Annotated in this window: 15 protein-coding genes; 2 read left to right on the forward strand and 13 right to left on the reverse strand. The window is 64.1% G+C overall.

Going from position 1 to position 17,370, the window contains the following annotated elements; all coding sequences use genetic code 11:
- Window positions 1-55 precede the first annotated feature (55 nt).
- Window positions 56-532, forward strand: a complete 477-nt coding sequence (bfr, locus tag NITMOv2_RS04035; RefSeq protein WP_053378667.1) for a bacterioferritin — start codon at window positions 56-58, stop codon at window positions 530-532.
- Window positions 533-537: 5 nt separating this feature from the next.
- Window positions 538-1,008: a bacterioferritin gene (bfr, locus tag NITMOv2_RS04040; RefSeq protein ID WP_053378668.1), complete on the forward strand. Its 471-nt coding sequence runs from the start codon at window positions 538-540 to the stop codon at window positions 1,006-1,008.
- 93 nt (window positions 1,009-1,101) lie between these two features.
- Here the strand turns inward: bfr (NITMOv2_RS04040) and NITMOv2_RS04045 are convergent, their stop codons facing one another.
- The 13 genes from NITMOv2_RS04045 to NITMOv2_RS04105 all read right to left on the reverse strand — a co-directional run bounded on the left by NITMOv2_RS04045 (window position 1,102) and on the right by NITMOv2_RS04105 (window position 17,204).
- Window positions 1,102-1,404, reverse strand: coding sequence for a hypothetical protein (locus tag NITMOv2_RS04045; protein ID WP_145976165.1), 303 nt, complete (start codon window positions 1,402-1,404; stop codon window positions 1,102-1,104).
- Window positions 1,405-1,450: 46 nt separating this feature from the next.
- Window positions 1,451-1,837 (reverse strand): hypothetical protein, encoded by a 387-nt coding sequence (locus tag NITMOv2_RS04050; RefSeq protein WP_053378670.1) that lies wholly within the window; start codon window positions 1,835-1,837, stop codon window positions 1,451-1,453.
- 236 nt (window positions 1,838-2,073) lie between these two features.
- Entirely contained in the window at window positions 2,074-2,238 is a 165-nt protein-coding gene (locus NITMOv2_RS23770) for a hypothetical protein (protein WP_187299357.1), read from the reverse strand.
- A 196-nt stretch (window positions 2,239-2,434) separates the two neighbouring features.
- Complete coding sequence (locus tag NITMOv2_RS04060; RefSeq protein ID WP_053378672.1) at window positions 2,435-2,749, reverse strand: hypothetical protein; 315 nt, start codon at window positions 2,747-2,749, stop codon at window positions 2,435-2,437.
- Between the two features lie 180 nt (window positions 2,750-2,929).
- Complete coding sequence (locus tag NITMOv2_RS04065) at window positions 2,930-6,034, reverse strand: efflux RND transporter permease subunit (protein ID WP_053378673.1); 3,105 nt, start codon at window positions 6,032-6,034, stop codon at window positions 2,930-2,932.
- Window positions 6,031-7,104 (reverse strand): efflux RND transporter periplasmic adaptor subunit, encoded by a 1,074-nt coding sequence (locus NITMOv2_RS04070; RefSeq protein WP_053378674.1) that lies wholly within the window; start codon window positions 7,102-7,104, stop codon window positions 6,031-6,033. Before NITMOv2_RS04070 ends, NITMOv2_RS04065 begins: the two co-directional genes overlap by 4 nt.
- Window positions 7,105-7,121: 17 nt before the next feature.
- Window positions 7,122-8,351, reverse strand: a complete 1,230-nt coding sequence (locus NITMOv2_RS04075; RefSeq protein WP_053378675.1) for a PepSY-associated TM helix domain-containing protein — start codon at window positions 8,349-8,351, stop codon at window positions 7,122-7,124.
- A gap of 165 nt (window positions 8,352-8,516) precedes the next feature.
- Window positions 8,517-10,994, reverse strand: a complete 2,478-nt coding sequence (locus tag NITMOv2_RS04080; RefSeq protein ID WP_053378676.1) for a TonB-dependent siderophore receptor — start codon at window positions 10,992-10,994, stop codon at window positions 8,517-8,519.
- A 171-nt stretch (window positions 10,995-11,165) separates the two neighbouring features.
- Complete coding sequence (locus NITMOv2_RS04085) at window positions 11,166-12,140, reverse strand: FecR family protein (protein ID WP_187299358.1); 975 nt, start codon at window positions 12,138-12,140, stop codon at window positions 11,166-11,168.
- 48 nt (window positions 12,141-12,188) lie between these two features.
- A complete protein-coding gene (locus NITMOv2_RS04090; protein WP_053378678.1) occupies window positions 12,189-12,746 on the reverse strand; it encodes an RNA polymerase sigma factor in 558 nt (185 codons plus the stop codon).
- Window positions 12,747-13,007: 261 nt separating this feature from the next.
- Complete coding sequence (locus NITMOv2_RS04095) at window positions 13,008-15,485, reverse strand: TonB-dependent receptor (RefSeq protein WP_053378679.1); 2,478 nt, start codon at window positions 15,483-15,485, stop codon at window positions 13,008-13,010.
- Window positions 15,486-15,619: 134 nt separating this feature from the next.
- Window positions 15,620-16,606 (reverse strand): FecR family protein, encoded by a 987-nt coding sequence (locus NITMOv2_RS04100; RefSeq protein WP_187299359.1) that lies wholly within the window; start codon window positions 16,604-16,606, stop codon window positions 15,620-15,622.
- Between the two features lie 49 nt (window positions 16,607-16,655).
- Window positions 16,656-17,204 (reverse strand): RNA polymerase sigma factor, encoded by a 549-nt coding sequence (locus tag NITMOv2_RS04105; RefSeq protein ID WP_053378681.1) that lies wholly within the window; start codon window positions 17,202-17,204, stop codon window positions 16,656-16,658.
- Between the last annotated feature and the right edge of the window lie 166 nt (window positions 17,205-17,370).

Raw genomic sequence — 17,370 nt, forward strand, 5'->3', positions numbered from 1 at the left:
GCAGCTTGGATAATGAACCTATCAATCTCTTATTCTCCGCGCGAAAGGAGGCCGCATGAAAGCCAAAGAAGGCGTTATTAACCTGTTGAACAAGATCCTCACGGCGGATCTTACCGCCATCAATCAATACTTCGTGCATGCCAAGATGTGCGACAACTGGGGCTATGAGCGGCTCCACCATAAAGTCCGCGAGCGCAGCATCGACGAGATGAAGGATGCCGATGAGCTGATCGGCCACATCCTGTACCTGGAAGGGGTGCCGAACGTCCAACGCATGAACACAGTCCATGTCGGCGAAACGGTCCCCGAGCAATTCAAGCTCGATCTCAAGGCCGAACAAGAAATGCTCGCTCTGCTGAGCGATGGCGTCGTGCACTGCACCAAGGTCGGGGATTTCACGACCCGGCATATGTTGGAAGATATGGCCAAGGACGTGGACGAGCACATCGATTGGATCGAGACGCAGCTCGAAACCATCAAGCAGGTCGGGCTGGAGAACTACCTGGCCGAACAGATCAAGAAAGAGAGCTGACGCCGATGAAAGCCAAAGAAGGGGTCGTCGAGTATCTCAATCAGGTGCTGAAGGCCGAGTTGACCGCGGTGCACCAGTACCTGCTGCATGCGGCGATGTGCAAGAACTGGGGCTATGCACGGCTGCACGAGCACTTCGAGCATCTCGCGCAGGAAGAAGTCGGCCATTCGTCGGGCTTGATCGACCACATCCTCTACTTGGAAGGGACGCCGGACGTCGATCACCTGGACGCGGTGAGCCGAGGCAGGACCGTCGCCGAGCTCTTCACCAGCGACCTCAATTTCGAACGTGACGATGTCGAGCTCTTGCGGAAAGCCATCGCGCATTGCGCGAAAGTCATGGACTTCACCACCAGGCACAAGCTGGAGGACATGGTGAAAGATTCCGAAGAGCACGTGGATTATTTCGAGACGCAGCTCCGGACCATCGAGCAAGTCGGGCTGGACAAATACCTCTCGGAGCAGATCAAAAAGTAGCGCAGGGGAGTGGCGGGCTGGCTACCTTACCTACGAGCAGCCCGCCGTTGCGCAGCGGCAAAAGGCGTCCCATCACCGGCGACCCGTATATTGCTACCGCCGCGCTGTTCTCGCCTGTTCGTCCGCCAGTGAATCGGCCAATGCTTCCACGGCCGTATCCAAATTGATCCAGAGCTGGCGCTCCTTCTTCTTCCGCTCGTCCTCGGGCAACTGCTCGAGGAGCTTCCAGGTGTAGATCGCCACCTCCACGTCTTGCCATATCGGATAGCCATCCCTCGTTTCGTACGCACGAGCTTCGACTCGAACCGGACGCAAGGCGATACCGAAGAGATATCCGCCACCGAACCAGACCGGCGCACTCGTCAAGACGTCCCAGCCGACACCGGCGGAGAGCACCACCGGGTTCCAGGCGGTCGCCAATCCAGAAGGATGTTATCGACCGTCATATCCGCCAACATGCCGGCCAGCAGCCATTGCCAGCGGACCTTTCCATAATCCTCAATGGTGGCCCGAGCAACCAGATCCGCTCCCAGTTCGCTTCCGAGCTCAACGATTGGTCGGCAGTGGGCGCTTCTCCCGGTCTCATCCCGATAAGCTCCAGAGCGGCATCGGTTCGTTCGGAAGGTACAAACTGGAAGAGATGCCGTACGGCCAGTCGACTCTCAAAGATCCATCGCGCTTCTGCTTTCGCCGGTTCCAGTGTTGCCGCCAGCTCGGCATCCTCGTCCTCCGACGAGCGCTCTTGCTCAACGGTTTTGACCGAGGAAAGCGAACGGATATCAATGCCCAGCGGAATCGGCAGGATAGCGATGCGCAGGTGCTGAGTCATACTGGTGTACTCTGCCGATGGTGCAACCGTCCATGAACAGCTCAGGGACATGACCGATGAGGCGAGACGCCACTCGAAGCGGTCATCGGCTCTTCCTCTCTTGGGATACAACAAAGCCCGTGATCGCGTCGCGCTGTCCAACGGGGAAGCGCGGGCGAACGCAGCTGTGGGCTCCGGATGCGGGATCCGTTGGCCTCACCGAGAAAGACGTGTGATGAGAGGTGCCGCGTTGCGCGCTACGCGGTGGGCGGTTTGCCTTTGATGGCGCTATAGGGGATGGTGACCACCCGGCCGCACCGGCCGCATTTAATCGCAATGCCGCCGTCTTCCCATCGCGCGACGAGCTTGCCGCATTCGCAGCGGATGTCCCGCTCGGCCTCTCGCGAGGGCGTCCTAGGCATTGCCGCACCCGCGCCGACCGGCAGACTGTGCGGAGGACCAATCACCGACTCCCGTCTCATCACACCGGATGAGACGCACGAGCCCCGGCGACCCTGACTGGGGAGAGAGGAATGGGAACGGGTACAGGCACCCTGGCGGGAGCCAGTCCCCTTCAGTCCGCTGCGGTAGGAAGAAGAGCATAGGCGCAAGTCCGTCTTACTTGAAGGTGAGGCGCTTCAGCTCAGCCACCGGCAGGTCGACCTCGCCGAAATCGGATTGGCCCTTGAAGCTGCCGGCCAGCGCCAGTGGAAATTCGCGGCGTTTGCCGTCGGCGAGGGTGATCGTGACGGTGGGCAAGGCCACGTGCCTGACCTCCATCTCGACGCCTTTGGCATCGACGGTGAGGGCATGGAACGGCTTGTCGGTCTTGCCCTCAGCCCATGCCGAACCGGCAGTCGGCAAGAGCACGGCCACGCAGAGAGCCGGAGGAAGCCGAAGCCGTCTGGTGCGGACTACTGCTGGTGAATGCATGCTGATACTCCTCAAGAAAAAGGGTAGACAAAGCCTTCGGGCACATCGATCATCCGGCGCCCTATGACTATGACGTTTGAGCGGCACGAAACCCTACCTCAAGAGGCGCTGGGGTGTGAATTCAACCGGTCCGTTGCGCGGCCGCCGGTTCAATGGAGAGAGGCCGGGAGGGGGCGCAGATCAGCGGAGGTCGGCGACCGAAGACACCGCGTCAGCAGCCGGCGGCACGGCCGGTTCATACCTCACCGGCGCCTCACGGTGGACCCGGCGCGCGAGCAGCCGGTACACGGCCGGGACCAGAAAGAGGGTCAGTGCTGTCGAGAGCATCAGTCCCCCGATGACCACGACGCCGATCTGCCGCCGGCCCGCCGCCCCCGCGCCGGTGGCGAGCGCCAGCGGCAGCGCGCCGAGTAGGGTGGCGAGCGTGGTCATCAGAATGGGACGCAGCCGCCGCGCCGCGGCTTCCACCACCGCGGTGTCGAGCGCTGCGCCGCGTGCACGGAGCTGATTGGTGAATTCGACGATGAGGATGGCGTTCTTGCTGACCAGGCCGATCAGCATCACCAGACCAATCTGGCTGTAGATGTTCAGGGTGCCTCCGGTCGCTTTCAGCGCCACGACGGCGCCGACCACGGCCGGCGGCACCGACAGCAAAATGATCACCGGATGCAGGAAGCTCTCAAATTGCGCGGCCAGCACGAGATAGATCACCGCCAGAGCCAGGAGAAACGTGACGGTCAACCGGCCATGGGACTCCTTGAGTTCTTGCGTCTGGCCGGTGTAGCGAATCGTGGCACCCGGCGGGAGATGGGTCCGCACGATCCGTTCGAGCTCGTCCAGGGCCTCGCCCAATGAAAATCCGGGCGCGATGCCGGCGCTGACGGTCACCGAACGGAGCTTGCCGTAGTGATTCAGTTGTTTCGGCGAGACCGATTCCGTCACGGTGACGAGGTTGGCCAAGGGGATGAGCGCGCCGGTTTGCGCGCCCACATACAGATTCTCGATATCGGCCGGCCGGGCGCGCCGTTCATCGGCAATCTTGACGATCACCGGATACTCCTTGCCGTCTCGTATGAACGTCGTGACCTTGAGGCCTCCCAGAAGAGTTTCCAATGTGCGGGCGACGGTGCCGATCGGCACGCCCAGGTCCGCGGCCTTCTCGCGGTTCACGGCCACGACCAGCTCCGGTTTGTTCATGTCGAGGTCCGAATCGAAGGTGGTCAGAACCATGGAACGTGCCGTCGCGTCTTTGATCCGCTGCGCGGCCACATCGAGCGCCTCGTAGGATGCGCCGCCGATGACCAGTTGGGCCGGCGGTTTGTCGGCGTCTTGATTGAACGGCGGCGGGCTGACCGCGAAGGCGTTCACGCCGGTGATCGCCGACAAGCGTGGTTCCAGCTCCTGGAGAATGGCCGCCTGCGTGCGAGTGCGGGTGTCCCAGTCCTTCAGCATCGTCCAACTCGCCGCGCGGTTCACTTGAGTCGGTCGTGAGCCTCTCGCCACCACGGTGTACGTGGATTCGATTTCCGCAATGGGGGCGTACAGCTGTTCCATCTGACGGGTATAGTCGTCGGTATACCGCATCGTGGCCCCTTCCGGAGCGGTGAGGTGCACGACGAACCACCCCGTGTCTTCGAACGGGGCCAGCTCAGAGGGGAGCGTCAGGATCAAGGCAAGGCCTAGCGCCATCGCGACGACGCCGGACGCAAGCACGGTCCCCTGCGCATGCAGGAAGGCCCGCAAGAGATGCCGGTAAGCCTGTACGGCGGCGGCCATGAGCCCGCCCGCCCGGCCGTGGGCCGACTCTCCCCGAGAGCGGAGCAGCCTCGCGCACATCGCGGGTGTCAGCGTCAAGGCAATGAACCCCGAGATCAGTACGGAGCCGGCCACCGCGACGGCGAGTTCGGCGAACAGGCGGCCCGTGGCGCCGGGCAGGAAGACGATCGGCAGGAAGACCGCGACCAACGCGAGCGTCGTGGCCATGACGGCGAAGCCGATCTCCCGGATGCCGGCGCGCGCGGCCTCCAGCGGCCGTTCGCCGCTCTCGATGCGCCGGTAGATGTTCTCGAGCACGACGATCGCGTCGTCCACCACCAGGCCGATGGTCAGCACGAACCCCAGCAGCGTCAGCATGTTGATGGAAAAACCCAGGGCATACATGAGCACGAACGTGCCCAAAATCGCCGCCGGAATCACCACGGCGGGAATCAGCGTGGCGCGCAGGTGTCCTAGAAAGACAAAGATGATCGCCACGACCAGCAAGAGGGAGAGCCCCATCGCGCGGAAGACTTCGCGGATGGAGTGTTCGATGGCGATCGAGCTGTCCCAGGGCGTCAGCAGCGCCATGCCGTCCGGCAAGAGCGCGCGGAGCGCGGTCGTCTCACGATTCACCGCGCGCGCGACCTCCAGCGTATTGGCCTGCGCGTGCTTGACCACCCCGAGTCCGATGGCCCGCCGGCCGTTGACCCGGACGGCCTTGCGGTCGTCCTCCGCGCCCAGCTCTGCGCGCCCGATTTCCTCAAGGCGCACGGGGTAGCCGTCGCGGTAGGCGACGATCAGCCGGTTGAATTGCTCGGCCGTGCGGAGAGTCCCCTCCGTGCGCACGCTGAACTCCCGGCGGTCGCTCTCGACGCGGCCGGACGGGAGGGTGACGTTTTGTCCCGTCAACGCCAGTTCGACGTCCTCCACGGCCAAGCGCCGAGCCGCCAGGCGGTCGGGGTCCAGCCACAGGCGCATGGCATAGCGGCGCTCGCCGTCCAGATACACGCTGGAGACGCCGGGCAGCGCCGCCAGCCGGTCCTTGATGTGGCGATCGGCGAAGTCGGTGATCTCCAGCTCGCTGTGGCGGTCGCTCAGGAGCGCCAGGAACAGGATCTCGTTGGCGTCGCCGTCCTCTTTCGCGATGAGGGGATCTTCGATGCCCTTCGGCAGCAGCCGGCGGACGCGGGCGACGCGGTCCCGCGCGTCGTTGGCGGCGGCGTCGATATTCCGCGACAGGTGGAACTCCAAGGTGATCGACGAGACTTCTTCACGGCTGGAAGACCGGATGGTCTTGAGCCCTTCGATCCCGCTGAGGGAGTCCTCCAGGATCGTGGTGACTTCGGTTTCCATGATGCCGGCGTCCGCGCCGGGATAGACCGTGCGGACCGCCACGATGGGCGGCTCGATGGCCGGATACTCGCGCACGGGCAGTTCCATGAACGCCAGCGCGCCGAACAGCGCGAGCAGCAGCGTCATCACCGTCGCGAGCACCGGCCGGCGGATGGAGAGGTCGGAGAGAGTCATGGGGCGGCCACCCGCATGCCGTCTTTCAGTTTCTGGTGGCCGGCGCGGACGACGGTGTCTCCCGGGTGGAGGCCCGAGAGGACCTGCACCCGGCCCCGCTCGCGCCGGCCGAGCGCAACCTCCGTTAAGCGCGCCGTCTCGTTCACCACTCGATGGACGAAGGTTTGTCCCCGCTGGTACACGACGGCTTCCTCGGGAATCAGGAGGGCGTCGGTCCGGCCTGTGAGCAGCAGCGTCGCGGTCGCGAACAGGCCGGGACGCAGGTGTCCGTCTCCATTCGGCAGGCGCGCACGGACGTGCACGGCTCGATTGGTCGCGTCCACCCGTGGGTCGACAGCGTAGACTTCTCCCGTGAATGTCCTGTCCGGATAGGCGTCGGTCGAGAGGATCACCTGTTGGCCGATCGCCACACGGCTCAGATAGGCTTCCGGCACTTTGAAATCGATCTTCACCGCGGCGAGATCTTCCAAATTGACGAGGTCCTGTCCCGGCTGGACGTAGTCGCCCGGCGAGACGCGGCGCAAGCCGACCGTCCCGCCGAACGGGGCGCGGAGCTTCGTCTTCTTCAGCCTGGTCTGGTACAGCGCGCGGTTCGCTTCGGCCGCCTGCAACAGCCCCTTGGCTTCATCCAGTTGCTGAGCGGGAACGATCGTGGTCTGGTTGGCCCGCAGGCGGATGAGCCGCTCGTAGGTCAGGTGCGCGATCCGCTCTTGCGCGGCCGCCTGTGCCGCGGCGGCTTGAAATTCCGAATCGTCCAGCTCGAGGAGGACCGCGCCCGCCTCGACGGACTGCCCCTCTTGGAAGTGAATGCGGGTGACGAGGCCGGCCAGCTCCGGGCGGATCAGGACCGACTCATTGGCTTCGAGGCTGCCCACCGCGCTCACCGTCTCCGCCATCGGCTCGACCTGCACGGCGGCCGTTTCCACCGGGGTCGCCGGCTCCACCTGGGCGGCGGAGGGAGGTTCGCCGATCGCGCGCTCACTGCGCAGGGTGACGGCGACCGTCGCAAGCGCGACGAGCGCCAGCACGAGCGCTAGAGGTCCGATCCATCGACGCGCCGGCCATGACATGCGAATCCTTGGGGCAATCACGCCGCTGCGCGCGCCTGTTGCCGCCGGTGCGCGGCGCGCTTCAGCCACCACATACGCAGCGCCGTGACATAGAGGATGAGCGGGACAAACCCGCTGACGAACACGATCCACCGTCCCGCCAGCCCGAGGGCTTCGCCGTTGTGCAGCGGAAAGAGCCAGGAGAGGAACGTTTCGCCGGCCGTAAAGGTCCGCCAATCGTGCGTGAGCAGCGGCGCGCCGCTGTATTGGTCCAGCCAGATCCTGCTCTGGCCGCCCGACTCCCGGACCTCGTCCGGCTGGCGCACAGTGATGCGATAGACGCCCGTGTCGTCGTGGGGCACGCTGATGGATGTGAGGGCGCCTTCGGGAAACACCATCCGCGCACGGTCGACGGCTTCCTCGACAGTCAGCGGTCTGCGGCCCGGAGAGGGAGTGGACCGCACCTCACGCTCCTTGGGGAACTCCCGGACAGGCGAGATCAACCGGACGATCGGCACGACGTACTGGGAAAACTCCAGATAGACGCCCGTGAACGCGAGCACGAAGAGGATCAGCGCGCTATAGAAGCCGCTGAGCTTGTGCCAGTCGTAGTGGCGCCGAACGGCGCTGGCGCCGGCGCTGAACGTAAATGCTTGGCGGATTCTGCCCGGGCGGGGCCACCAGAGATAGACGCCGCTTCCGACCGAGACCAAGAGAAACAGCGCGATGAAGCCCACGATCGTCTGGCCGAGTTTCTCCATCAGCAGCGATTCATGCAGCTCGTAGATGAACGACATCAGATAGCCGCCCCATTCGCGGTCCTTGGCCAGCACGGCGCCCGTGTAGGGATCGATCGTGACCTGGAACCACCGGAATTCGTCGGCTGTATCGGTCGGCACCTTGTGCCAGGCGAGATATGTGCCGCGGTCGTGCTGTGGGACATGGAGACTGTCCAAATAGCCTCCGGGTGGGCCGGCCGCTTGTGCGGCCGCCGCGATCTCGTTCAACGAGCGATAGGGGCCCGAGCCGCTGGTGGTCGCCAGCTCCGGATTGAGCCATTCGTCGATGGCCTTATAGAACACGAGCAGACTGCCGGTGAGGCTGATCAAGACGAAGAAGGCGCCGCCGAAGAGCCCAAGGTAGAGGTGCGTGCGCAGCCAAAACCGGCGCAACGGATGCCGCACAAGCGTGGATGCGGGAAATGATGAGACCGGGGGCTCCACCGAGGGAGCCAGCGGACCTTCAACAACGACGGGAGAACCGGCCATGATCTCGTCCCTCCTCCATTCCGAGAATGGGCTCCGGGATTCGAGACCCTCCGGCCGCTTCGAGCAGGCTGATGGAGGTAGATCGTAGACCAAGCTGAGAGCGGTTTTCAATATCAACGTACCGGGCCGGCTGCTTCAACGTTGCCACGGTGCCTGCCGTGCAGCTCACCATCGATACGCGACGCTTCCGACCACCGTCCGCTGTTCGCCATAGGCGCAAAAATTCGTGCCGCCGCGGTCGAAGCAGGAGAACGCGTCATGATTGAAAATGTTGGTGACGTTGAGGGCAAATCGGTACTGACGCCACGTATAGTCCAGCATGGCGTCGCCCACGACGAACCCCGGCACCTTGAAGGTGTTGGCTTCATCAGCATACGTGTTGCCGGTATACCTGGCTCCGGCGCCGAATCCCAAGCCCTTCAGGCTTCCCTGCAGCACGGTGTACCGGCCCCACAGCGATCCAAATTGCGCCGGCGTCTGTGTGAGGCGGTTACCCTTTTCGACGGGATTGCTCGTCTCGCGTACGTCGTTGTCCAGCAGAGTATAGGCGGCGATCAGATCGACGCCGGAGTCAAAGCTCGCGACGCCTTCCAATTCTAGACCACGGGAGCGGACCTTCCCCCGTTGCACCCGCAGGTTGGTGCTGGGATCCAACTGCACCAGGTTTTCCCGCGTCAGATCGAACACCGCCACGGTCACGAAGCTTCTGGACCCGGGAGCTTGGTACTTGACGCCCGCTTCATACTGGCGGCCGGTTTCCGGCTTGAAGGCATTGCCGCTCGCGTCAAGTACTATCGAGGGAAGGAAGAACGTCGAATAACTGATGTACGGCGCCAGACCGATGTCGAACACGTAGGTCAACGCGGCGCGCCCCGTCGATTTGCTGTCGTCCTGGGGGCTTCTGATTCCCGTGAGATTATCCGTCGTTTCGTTCCGGGCCCAATCATGTCGGCCGCCGAGCGTGAGCAACCAGCGGTCATACTTGACCTGGTCCTGGACGTACACGCCCGTCTGCAACTGGGTGGTCTCTTGGTTGAGGCTCAGAAACGGCAAGGGGATGGTCCCCAGGGCGCCGTAATCATAGCGCTCGAACACGTTGATGGACGACGCCAACGCGAAGTCCTGCCTGGAACGGATGTGGAGGCGCTGAAAATCGACGCCGGTCAACAGCAGATGGTGAAGGGGACCGGTCGCAAAGGCACCGGTGAGTTGATTGTCAAGGGTCACGGCATTCAACTTGCCGAACACCGCCTGCTGCGCTCGATCCAGCGTGGGCAAGGCCGAGCCTTGAGGGAACCCGAACGTGGAGACGTCGTCCAGCTCGGTGGAGTTGTAGCGGAATTTCTGAAGGAACCGCCAACTGTCGGTGAAGGAATGGCTCAGTTCGTACCCGACCGAGTGCTCCCGGCGGTTGTACTTGTCGGTGCTGGGTTGCCCCGCAAAGCGGTGCGGCGACACGGTGCCGAACGGAGTCGTCCGCAGCGTGCCTTCGAACGGGAACGCTTGGGAAAATCCCAAACGGTCTTTTTGATAGACCGCGAAGAACGTCGCCGCGGTGCTGGGGGCGATCCGCCAGGTCAGAGCCGGGGCGATGTACACGCGGTCGTTGGGTACGTTGTCGATTTGCGTCCCGCTCTCGCGGAAGAGCCCCGTCAGGCGATACGAGAACAGGTCGCTGTCGTTGAGGCGTCCGCCGAAATCAAACCGGCCTTCGTGCCGGCCGAAGCTGCCGGTCAAGAACTGCAGCTCATGCAAGGAGTGCTGCGTCGGACGCTTCGAGATGTAGTTCAAGAGACCGCCGGGGCTGCCCTGTCCGTACAAGAAGGAGGCGGGGCCGCGCAGCACGTCGATCTGTTCGGCGCCGTATGGTTCCAAGTTGTAGCTCACGGCAAACCCGGGGTTGCGCAGCTGGAGCCCGTCTTTGAACAGGCCTTGCTCCGTGGCATCGAACCCGCGAAAGCGGAGGAAGGTGAACCGCGGCTCGAACCCCACCGGTTCCGCCTGCACGCCCGGCATATAGCGCAAGGCTTCCGCCAGCGTGTTCACCTCCTGATCGATCATCCGCTTCCGCGTCACGACGCTGATGGATTGCGGCGTCTCGACCAACGGAATGTCCGTTTTCGTCGCCGTGCGCGTATCGGGCGCGACGTACGATGTGGCGGTATCCCGCTCCCGCGCCTCCTTGATGAGGATCTCCTGCACTTTGATGGGCTTATCGGCCGATGTGGTGGCGGGGTCCGGCACGGTTTGAGTCGCGTCCGTAGCGGCCGTTGGCGCTACGAGGTTTTCCTTCCGGATCAAGGTCACGGAACGAGGACCCGTCATCCGGTAGTCCACTGCGGTGCCGGCCAGCAGCAGCCGCAGCCCTTCTTCAGGCGTGTAGCGGCCGGACAGGCCCGCTGTGCGGCGGTCCTCGGTCGTCTCGGCGCTGTAGAACAATTGCCATCCGCTGGCTTCGGCGAACGCCGTCAGCGCGGTTTGCAAGTCTTGCGGGGGAATCTCGAAGGCCACCGTGTCGGCCTGCGCCACGCGGGTCGGCGGACGGTCGGCATGTTCGGCGGCCTCGGCGAATGCACTGGAGACCGTGGTGATCAGGATAAATGCTGCGAGGTTGTATCTCAGTCGGCACGAGAATGTCGGCATCGTTCTGCTCCTTACGGGTCCGGATAAGACAGGCGGGGCCTTCTCCTAGGACACGTTTGAGCGGAGCAAAACCGGACGGGGATCCACCCTCACCCTTCCCTCTCCCTCCAGGGAGAGGAAAAGCGAAACCGGAAGGACCACAAAAAACAAAAGTGGAAGGGGAGCCTACGGCTAGAGCAAGAAGACCCAGCGACCGCCGAGGCTGACGGCCTTGAGGCGCAGCGTGCGTTGAATGGCCATGAGGGCTTCGTCCAGGCGATCCAGATCAAAGACGCCGCTGACGGGCAGCGTCGTGAGATCGTGACGCAACACCCAGACGCGTCCGGGACGATACCGATTGATTTCGTCGAGCACGGTGGAGAGCGGCGCTGCTTCGAAGATCAGTTTGCCTCGCCGCCAGGCGGCTTCGAGGCGCAGATCCACCGGTTCCACGGAGCCCAGTCCGCTGTCCGGACTGTACGCCACCCGCTGGGCCGCATGCAGCGGGACGGCGGCCTCGCCCTGCGGAGATGTGTCCGTGTACGAGACGCGGGTGGTTCCTTCGAGCATGGTGACGGTCACCCTGCGGCCGTTCCGCCGGACGACAAAGTCGGTTCCCACGGCTTCGATCGTGCCGCCTCCGGCGTCTACAAGGAAGGGTCTCGACGGATCCTTGGCGACCACAAAATCCGCCTCGCCGGCCAGCAGCGCGACACGCCGGACGCCGGCGTCGTAGTGGACGGAGAGCGCGGTGTCCGTGTTCAGATGCGCGACCGTGCCGTCGGCAAGATGCAGTGTCTGCTGTTGGCCGGTTCCGGTGCGGTGGTCGGCCAGCCAGACGGTGAACGTTGCTGTCCGATCGAGCACCGCCAGCATGACGAGCGCCAGCATGGCGGCGGCCGCGCCCCAGCGAAACGCCGTCCTCCTTGGCCACAAGACCCGCTCCTTGTCTTTGAGCGCATGCACACGGCCGCGTAGCGGCTCCATTCCGCGCCACAGTCGCTCCGCGTCTTGGAACGCCTGCTCGTGGGCCGGGCTGCGCGCCCGCCAGGCCCGGGCTTCCGCTTCCTCTTCCTCCGTGGTTTCGCCGGAGGTCAGGCGCACCAGCCACGTGACCGCTTCGCGATCGAGCTGATCCCGTGTCTCGGGCTCTCCGGGACGGTTCATGCCGTGCTTGCTCATCGGCCAACAGAGATACGACACCGGGTCACCTTTTCAATCATCCTCTCTATGAAAGAGACGAATCAATCGGCGACACCCGGACGGCGGGCGGCGCTCCGGGTCCTCCAATCGTTCCCGGCAATGGTTCAGCGCGCGGGCGATATTCTTCTCCACCGTGCTTTTGCAGACGCCCAAGCGGGCCGCGATGACGCCGTGCGGCAAGCCTTCGAACCGGTTCAAGAAAAAAATGCGGCGACAGAGCGGCGACAATTCGTGCAGGGCTTCCTCCACCAGCCGAAGTTCTTCCTTGGCCAGCAGGGCTTGCTCCGGGGACGCCGCGCGATCAGGGACCGCCAGCCAGTCGGCTTCGTCGTTGACCAGCGCGGCGCGGCGCTGCCGGGCGCGTTCGTGATCGGTCGCGAGATTGGCGGCGATGCGAAACAGATAGCTTCGGAGATCGGCAATCAGATGCGGCTGGTCGATCCGCGCCAGGCGCAGGTAGATCTCCTGCGTCAGGTCGGCCGCCATCTGCTCGCAGCGGACACGGCCGGTGAAGAACCGGCGGAGGTCGGCCGCGCAGGCTTGAAAGGCTTGAAGCAGTTCGCCGTGCATCGATGCGTTCCCGTCCAAACGCCGGAAGGCCCGGCATTTGGACGGAGAAGCCTATGAGAATTTCAGCGGGATGGGAATGTTCAACCGCCGGGTCCGTGAGTAATCCTTCCCGCGTCACCACCGGTATGCGACGGTGCCCACCACAGTGCGGCGCTCGCCGAACACGCAGAAGTTGGTGCCGCTGCGGTCGAAGCACGAAAAGGCGTCATGATTGAAGATGTTGTAACCTTTCGTGCGGCAAGTCCCCTCTGCGGCGCCCGGTCAATAGGTGACACTGTACCCGAGGCTCACGAGCATGCCGCGCGCGGCCGTATAGGCACTGTCGACGCTCTGTAACTGCGACACCACCGGGAAGTACCGGTTGTTGAGCAAATTCTGCACGCCGAATCGCAGCGTGCCGGGCCCCGCCTTGATGCTGCTGAGCAGATCCACCACGGCGTAGCCTTCAACCGGCAAGCGGCCGAACGCCGTGCTGTTGCTGAAGCGATCCCGCCATCCGGCAAACAGGACTTGCACCCGGTTCCGCCAGTGGTATTCGGGCCAGGTCTCGTGCTCGATATAGCCGGTGACTTTCATCGGCGGAATCCGAAACCCGTCCAGCCAGGTATAGTTGCCGTTATTGTTGAGATCGAGCTTGCCTTCGACATAGCTCACCGTGCCGCCCAGGCGCCATCGGTCGTCCGGCTGCACGTCGAGCGTGCCCTCGACGCCTTCCGTCCATTCCGGCGCGAATTGGATGGAGAGGTCGGGCGCGAAACTCGCGTTGAGCTTGGATCGCGTGTAGAAATAAGCGAGCGAGGTCTGTAGACGGCTCCACTGTCCCCGTACTCCGGCTTCATAATTGTTCACCGTCTGCGGCCGGAAGCCCGCCGTTTCAAAGACGGTCCCCGCGCCGGCCGTCCGGAGCACGCGGCTGATATCCGGAATGGAGAATCCTTGCGAGAAGCTTCCATAAAGACTGACGGCCTTCGTGACAGTCAGCACCCCACCCGCGTTGAAGACCGTCTTGTTGAACTCCTTGTCGCCGCCGACGATGGCATTGCCGGCGATGGTCCTGAAGTCGTCGAGGTGGACGCCCACCCGCTCATGCCTGGCGCCCGCGCGCACCAACAGGCGCTCCAGAACCTGCCACTCGAACTGCGCGAACAAGCCGAGGTTCCGCATCGTGATCGGCGGGGTCCACGGCCGCTCGCCGGTTGTGTTGAACACCAGCCCGCCGCTGTTCGTGAAGGCGGTCGCATCCATGATGCTGACGGGCTGATCGGTCCGCTCGTGATTGAAGTCCAGCCCCCACAAGACCAGCGGGGCGCGGGCGCCGGCGGGAATCGGAAGCGGCGTCTCGATCTCCAGGCGGGTCCCGGCCCGTTCCGACGCGATATGGGACTGTATGATGCTGTTACCGAAGCTCGAAAACGCGCGGCCGTCGAAAGGAAAGAAGCGGGTGAAGAAGTGGCGGTAGTAGACTTGCGCGTGGATGCGGCTGCCGAAGAAATCCCGGTGGTGGTAATCCATGTTCACGACGGTATTCACCGAGCCCTGGTCCTGATCCAATTGCAGACCCTTCAGGGCCCGGGCCGGCTGCCGTCCGGGGGTCGTATTGACGATGGGATCGGTGGTGTAATCGGTGTTCTGAAAGATGCGGTAGTGATTGGCCGTCAATTGCAGCCGCTGGGCCCCGAAGTTTTTGCCGAGCTTCACAAACAGATTGCCGGCGTTCGAGTCCGCCAGTCCGCCTTGACTGTTGGGATCAGGCGGAACGCGGCTTCCATCGGCGTCAAAGAACCCGCCGAAGCGCTCGTAGGAACCGCTGACCGAGTAGTCGAACCCGCCGTGCTGACCCGACGCGGATTGGTAAAACCGGCCGCCGATGCTCGCCGTCGGATTGGTCGGTTGGCTCGTCACGACGCTTTCCGTCGTGAACGACGGTTTCCCTTCACCGGCTTGCTTGGTGATGATGTTGATGATGCCGCCCGTGGCGCCGTCGCCGTAGATCGCCGTGGCGCCCCGCACCACTTCGATACGCTCGACGGCATAAGGGTCAATGGCCATCAGCTCCCGAAAGCTCTGGCGGGAGGTGCCTTGCGGCACTCCGTCGATGAGCACCAGGACATTGCGGCCGCGGATGCCTTGGCCGAAGTTGCTCAAGGATTGCGTGGACGGCGCCATGCCCGGCACCAGCTGCGCCAGAATATCGACCAGCCCGCGCGAAACGTACCGTTGCTCCTCGATTTGCTCTTTCGTCACCACTGTAACGGCCTGAGGAATCGCTGCCAAGGAGCGTTCGGTGCGTGTCGCCGTCACCGCCACTTCCGGCACGAGGACCGGCTTCTCCCCCTCGGGGGCTCCGGACGGCGGCGGACTGTGGCGCAGCGACGCCGGGGCCGGTTGCGCGACGGCGGCGGCACGATCCAGCGTGATGGTCCTGCGGTCGATGAATCGGTAGGACAGCCCCGTTCCGTCGAGCAGCCGCCGGAGCGCATCGGTCGGGGTCAGTACGCCCGTGACGCCTGGACTCCGCACGCCGTGAGCGATTGGACCTTCGTACACAACGTGGAGCTTGGTGCGGGCCGAGAAAGCGACGAGCGCCTCGGGCAGCGGCTGCGGAGGAATGTCGAACGTCACCGCGTCGTCCGCCTCAGGCGGCTCTGAATCCGCGGCAAAACCGGAGCCGGTGAAGACCGCGATGGCGAGCAGGGCGGCGGACAGCGGAGCGACAAGCCGTAGTCTCTCTATGCGCATCGGTGACTGCCTCCATTCGTTCGGGTTGGTAGTCGGCCGCCGGCACAGCCGGGCGGTCTCTCGTAACGACGAACGAACGGCGCCGCACCCCTAGTCGAGGAAAGGGAAAAAATGGCGGTGGGAAACGCAGGCGGTTAATACAGCACGATGAGTCGGTCGCCCCAAGACACGGAACGGATGTGCAGCGTGCGGGTGATGGCGCGGATTGCCTGCGCGGGATCGTCGAGGGTGAAGACCCCGCTGACGATGCGGGTGCGCAAGGCCGGATCCGCCACCACCACGACTCCGTGGTGATAACGGTTCAGTTCCTCGATGACCGCTTCCAGTGGGTCAAGCGTAAAGACCAGTTGTCCTCTCTGCCAGGCAAGCGTTTTGAGGAGGTCGGCGGTCATCACGGGGCCGATGCCGTCCGCCCCATAGGAGACTTCCTGACCAGCCTCGACCCGCACCGATTCGGCGGTCGCGTCGGCTCCCACGGTGACGGTGCCTTCGCTCACCGTGACGGTGACCCGATCGGAGCGGTGGCGGACCGTGAATGCCGTCCCGACCACCCGGATCGTTCCGGCTTGCGCCGTCACGATGAACGGTTTCGTCGGGTCGGACGCGACCGAAAAGGAGGCTTCTCCCTTCAGCAGTGTGACGCGGCGGTTGGTCTGCCACGGAGGAATCGCGACCGCGCTGTCGGTGTTGAGGAGGACGGTCGAGCCGTCTTCCAAGGCGACCTGCCGCCGCTCGCCAGCGGCCGTGGCGTAGTCGCTCCGCCAAAACTCCAGCGCGCCGGGCAGCCACAAGGCCGCCCCGATGACCAACCCGGCGACCGCGGCCGCGAGTCGCAGGCTGCGCCCGAAGCCGACCGCGCGCGGTCGCGACAACCGTCGGGTCGTAGGCAGGTCGCCCTGCATACGCTTGAACAGGGCTTGGCTGGGCCCTTCCAGCGTCTCCCACAGCGCGCAGATCGACTCATATGCCCGGCGGTGCTCGGCGCTTTGCGCCTGCCAGCGGGCAAAGGCGGCTTGGTCTCGGGGTGTGGCCGTCTCTGCGCGGAGGCGTGCAAACCAGTCGGAGGCTTCCTGTACCAGTTGAGCGGAGGGTTCAGAGCCGGAGTGCGGTGCCTGCGTCATCAGCACCTCGGAGAGTTCGCGCCTATCATGGCAGATGTCCTCCCGGCTGTCAGCCTGCGTATGGCTGTTGGTGACCGTGCGTCGCCGCGCGTTCCCGGCCCGCATGCTCCAGCCGTTGCCGGCAGTGGGCCAACGCCTTGCTGATATGTTTCTCCACCGTGCTGGCCGCGATGTCGAGCCGGGCGGCGATGTCGCCGTAACTCAGGTGCTGCACGCGATGCAACAGGAACGCCGCTCGGCATTTCGGCGGCAGATCGGCGATGGCCTTCTGGAGGAGGGACCATTCCTGTCGAGCCTCCAACTCACGGTCGGGGGTCGGCAGGGTGGAGACCAGCTCGGGCGACGGCGCTCCGGCATAACGTTGATGCAAGCGGACGCGGGACCGGAGGTGATCGATGGCCAGGTTGTCGGCGATTTTGAACAGGAAGGCGCGGCCGTTTCGAACCGATGCCACCTGGTCGAGCCCGGCCACCCGCAGATAGGTCTCCTGCACAAGATCCGCGGCGGTGTCCTCGCACTGCACGCGCTTGGCGAGAAACCGTCGCAGATCGAGCAGGCAGGCTTGGAAGACTTCGATGAGATCGCCCCGCTGGATCATTGATCCTCCCGCACATCGACGCAGCCGCACGGAGCCGCTGTCCGGGGCGGGAGTCTAGTCCACCGGCGGGCAAAAGAGGATGTTCAGATTCCAGGCAGATGGCCGATGATCCGGAGATTCGACATCCCTTTTTGGGTCCACATGAGGTAGGATTTCCGCGGGTCAT

Source organism: Nitrospira moscoviensis (genome assembly GCF_001273775.1).
Lineage (GTDB): Bacteria > Nitrospirota > Nitrospiria > Nitrospirales > Nitrospiraceae > Nitrospira_D > Nitrospira_D moscoviensis.

Bases quoted from the DNA above. Each gene is read 5' to 3' on its own strand.
- bfr (WP_053378667.1), top strand. From the start codon at position 56: ATGAAAGCCAAAGAAGGCGTTATTAACCTGTTGAACAAGATCCTCACG.
- bfr (WP_053378668.1), top strand. From the start codon at position 538: ATGAAAGCCAAAGAAGGGGTCGTCGAGTATCTCAATCAGGTGCTGAAG.
- NITMOv2_RS04050 (WP_053378670.1), bottom strand. From the start codon at position 1,837: ATGACTCAGCACCTGCGCATCGCTATCCTGCCGATTCCGCTGGGCATT.
- NITMOv2_RS23770 (WP_187299357.1), bottom strand. From the start codon at position 2,238: ATGCCTAGGACGCCCTCGCGAGAGGCCGAGCGGGACATCCGCTGCGAA.
- NITMOv2_RS04060 (WP_053378672.1), bottom strand. From the start codon at position 2,749: ATGCATTCACCAGCAGTAGTCCGCACCAGACGGCTTCGGCTTCCTCCG.
- NITMOv2_RS04065 (WP_053378673.1), bottom strand. From the start codon at position 6,034: ATGACTCTCTCCGACCTCTCCATCCGCCGGCCGGTGCTCGCGACGGTG.
- NITMOv2_RS04070 (WP_053378674.1), bottom strand. From the start codon at position 7,104: ATGTCATGGCCGGCGCGTCGATGGATCGGACCTCTAGCGCTCGTGCTG.
- NITMOv2_RS04075 (WP_053378675.1), bottom strand. From the start codon at position 8,351: ATGGCCGGTTCTCCCGTCGTTGTTGAAGGTCCGCTGGCTCCCTCGGTG.
- NITMOv2_RS04080 (WP_053378676.1), bottom strand. From the start codon at position 10,994: ATGCCGACATTCTCGTGCCGACTGAGATACAACCTCGCAGCATTTATC.
- NITMOv2_RS04085 (WP_187299358.1), bottom strand. From the start codon at position 12,140: ATGAACCGTCCCGGAGAGCCCGAGACACGGGATCAGCTCGATCGCGAA.
- NITMOv2_RS04090 (WP_053378678.1), bottom strand. From the start codon at position 12,746: ATGCACGGCGAACTGCTTCAAGCCTTTCAAGCCTGCGCGGCCGACCTC.
- NITMOv2_RS04095 (WP_053378679.1), bottom strand. From the start codon at position 15,485: ATGCGCATAGAGAGACTACGGCTTGTCGCTCCGCTGTCCGCCGCCCTG.
- NITMOv2_RS04100 (WP_187299359.1), bottom strand. From the start codon at position 16,606: ATGACGCAGGCACCGCACTCCGGCTCTGAACCCTCCGCTCAACTGGTA.
- NITMOv2_RS04105 (WP_053378681.1), bottom strand. From the start codon at position 17,204: ATGATCCAGCGGGGCGATCTCATCGAAGTCTTCCAAGCCTGCCTGCTC.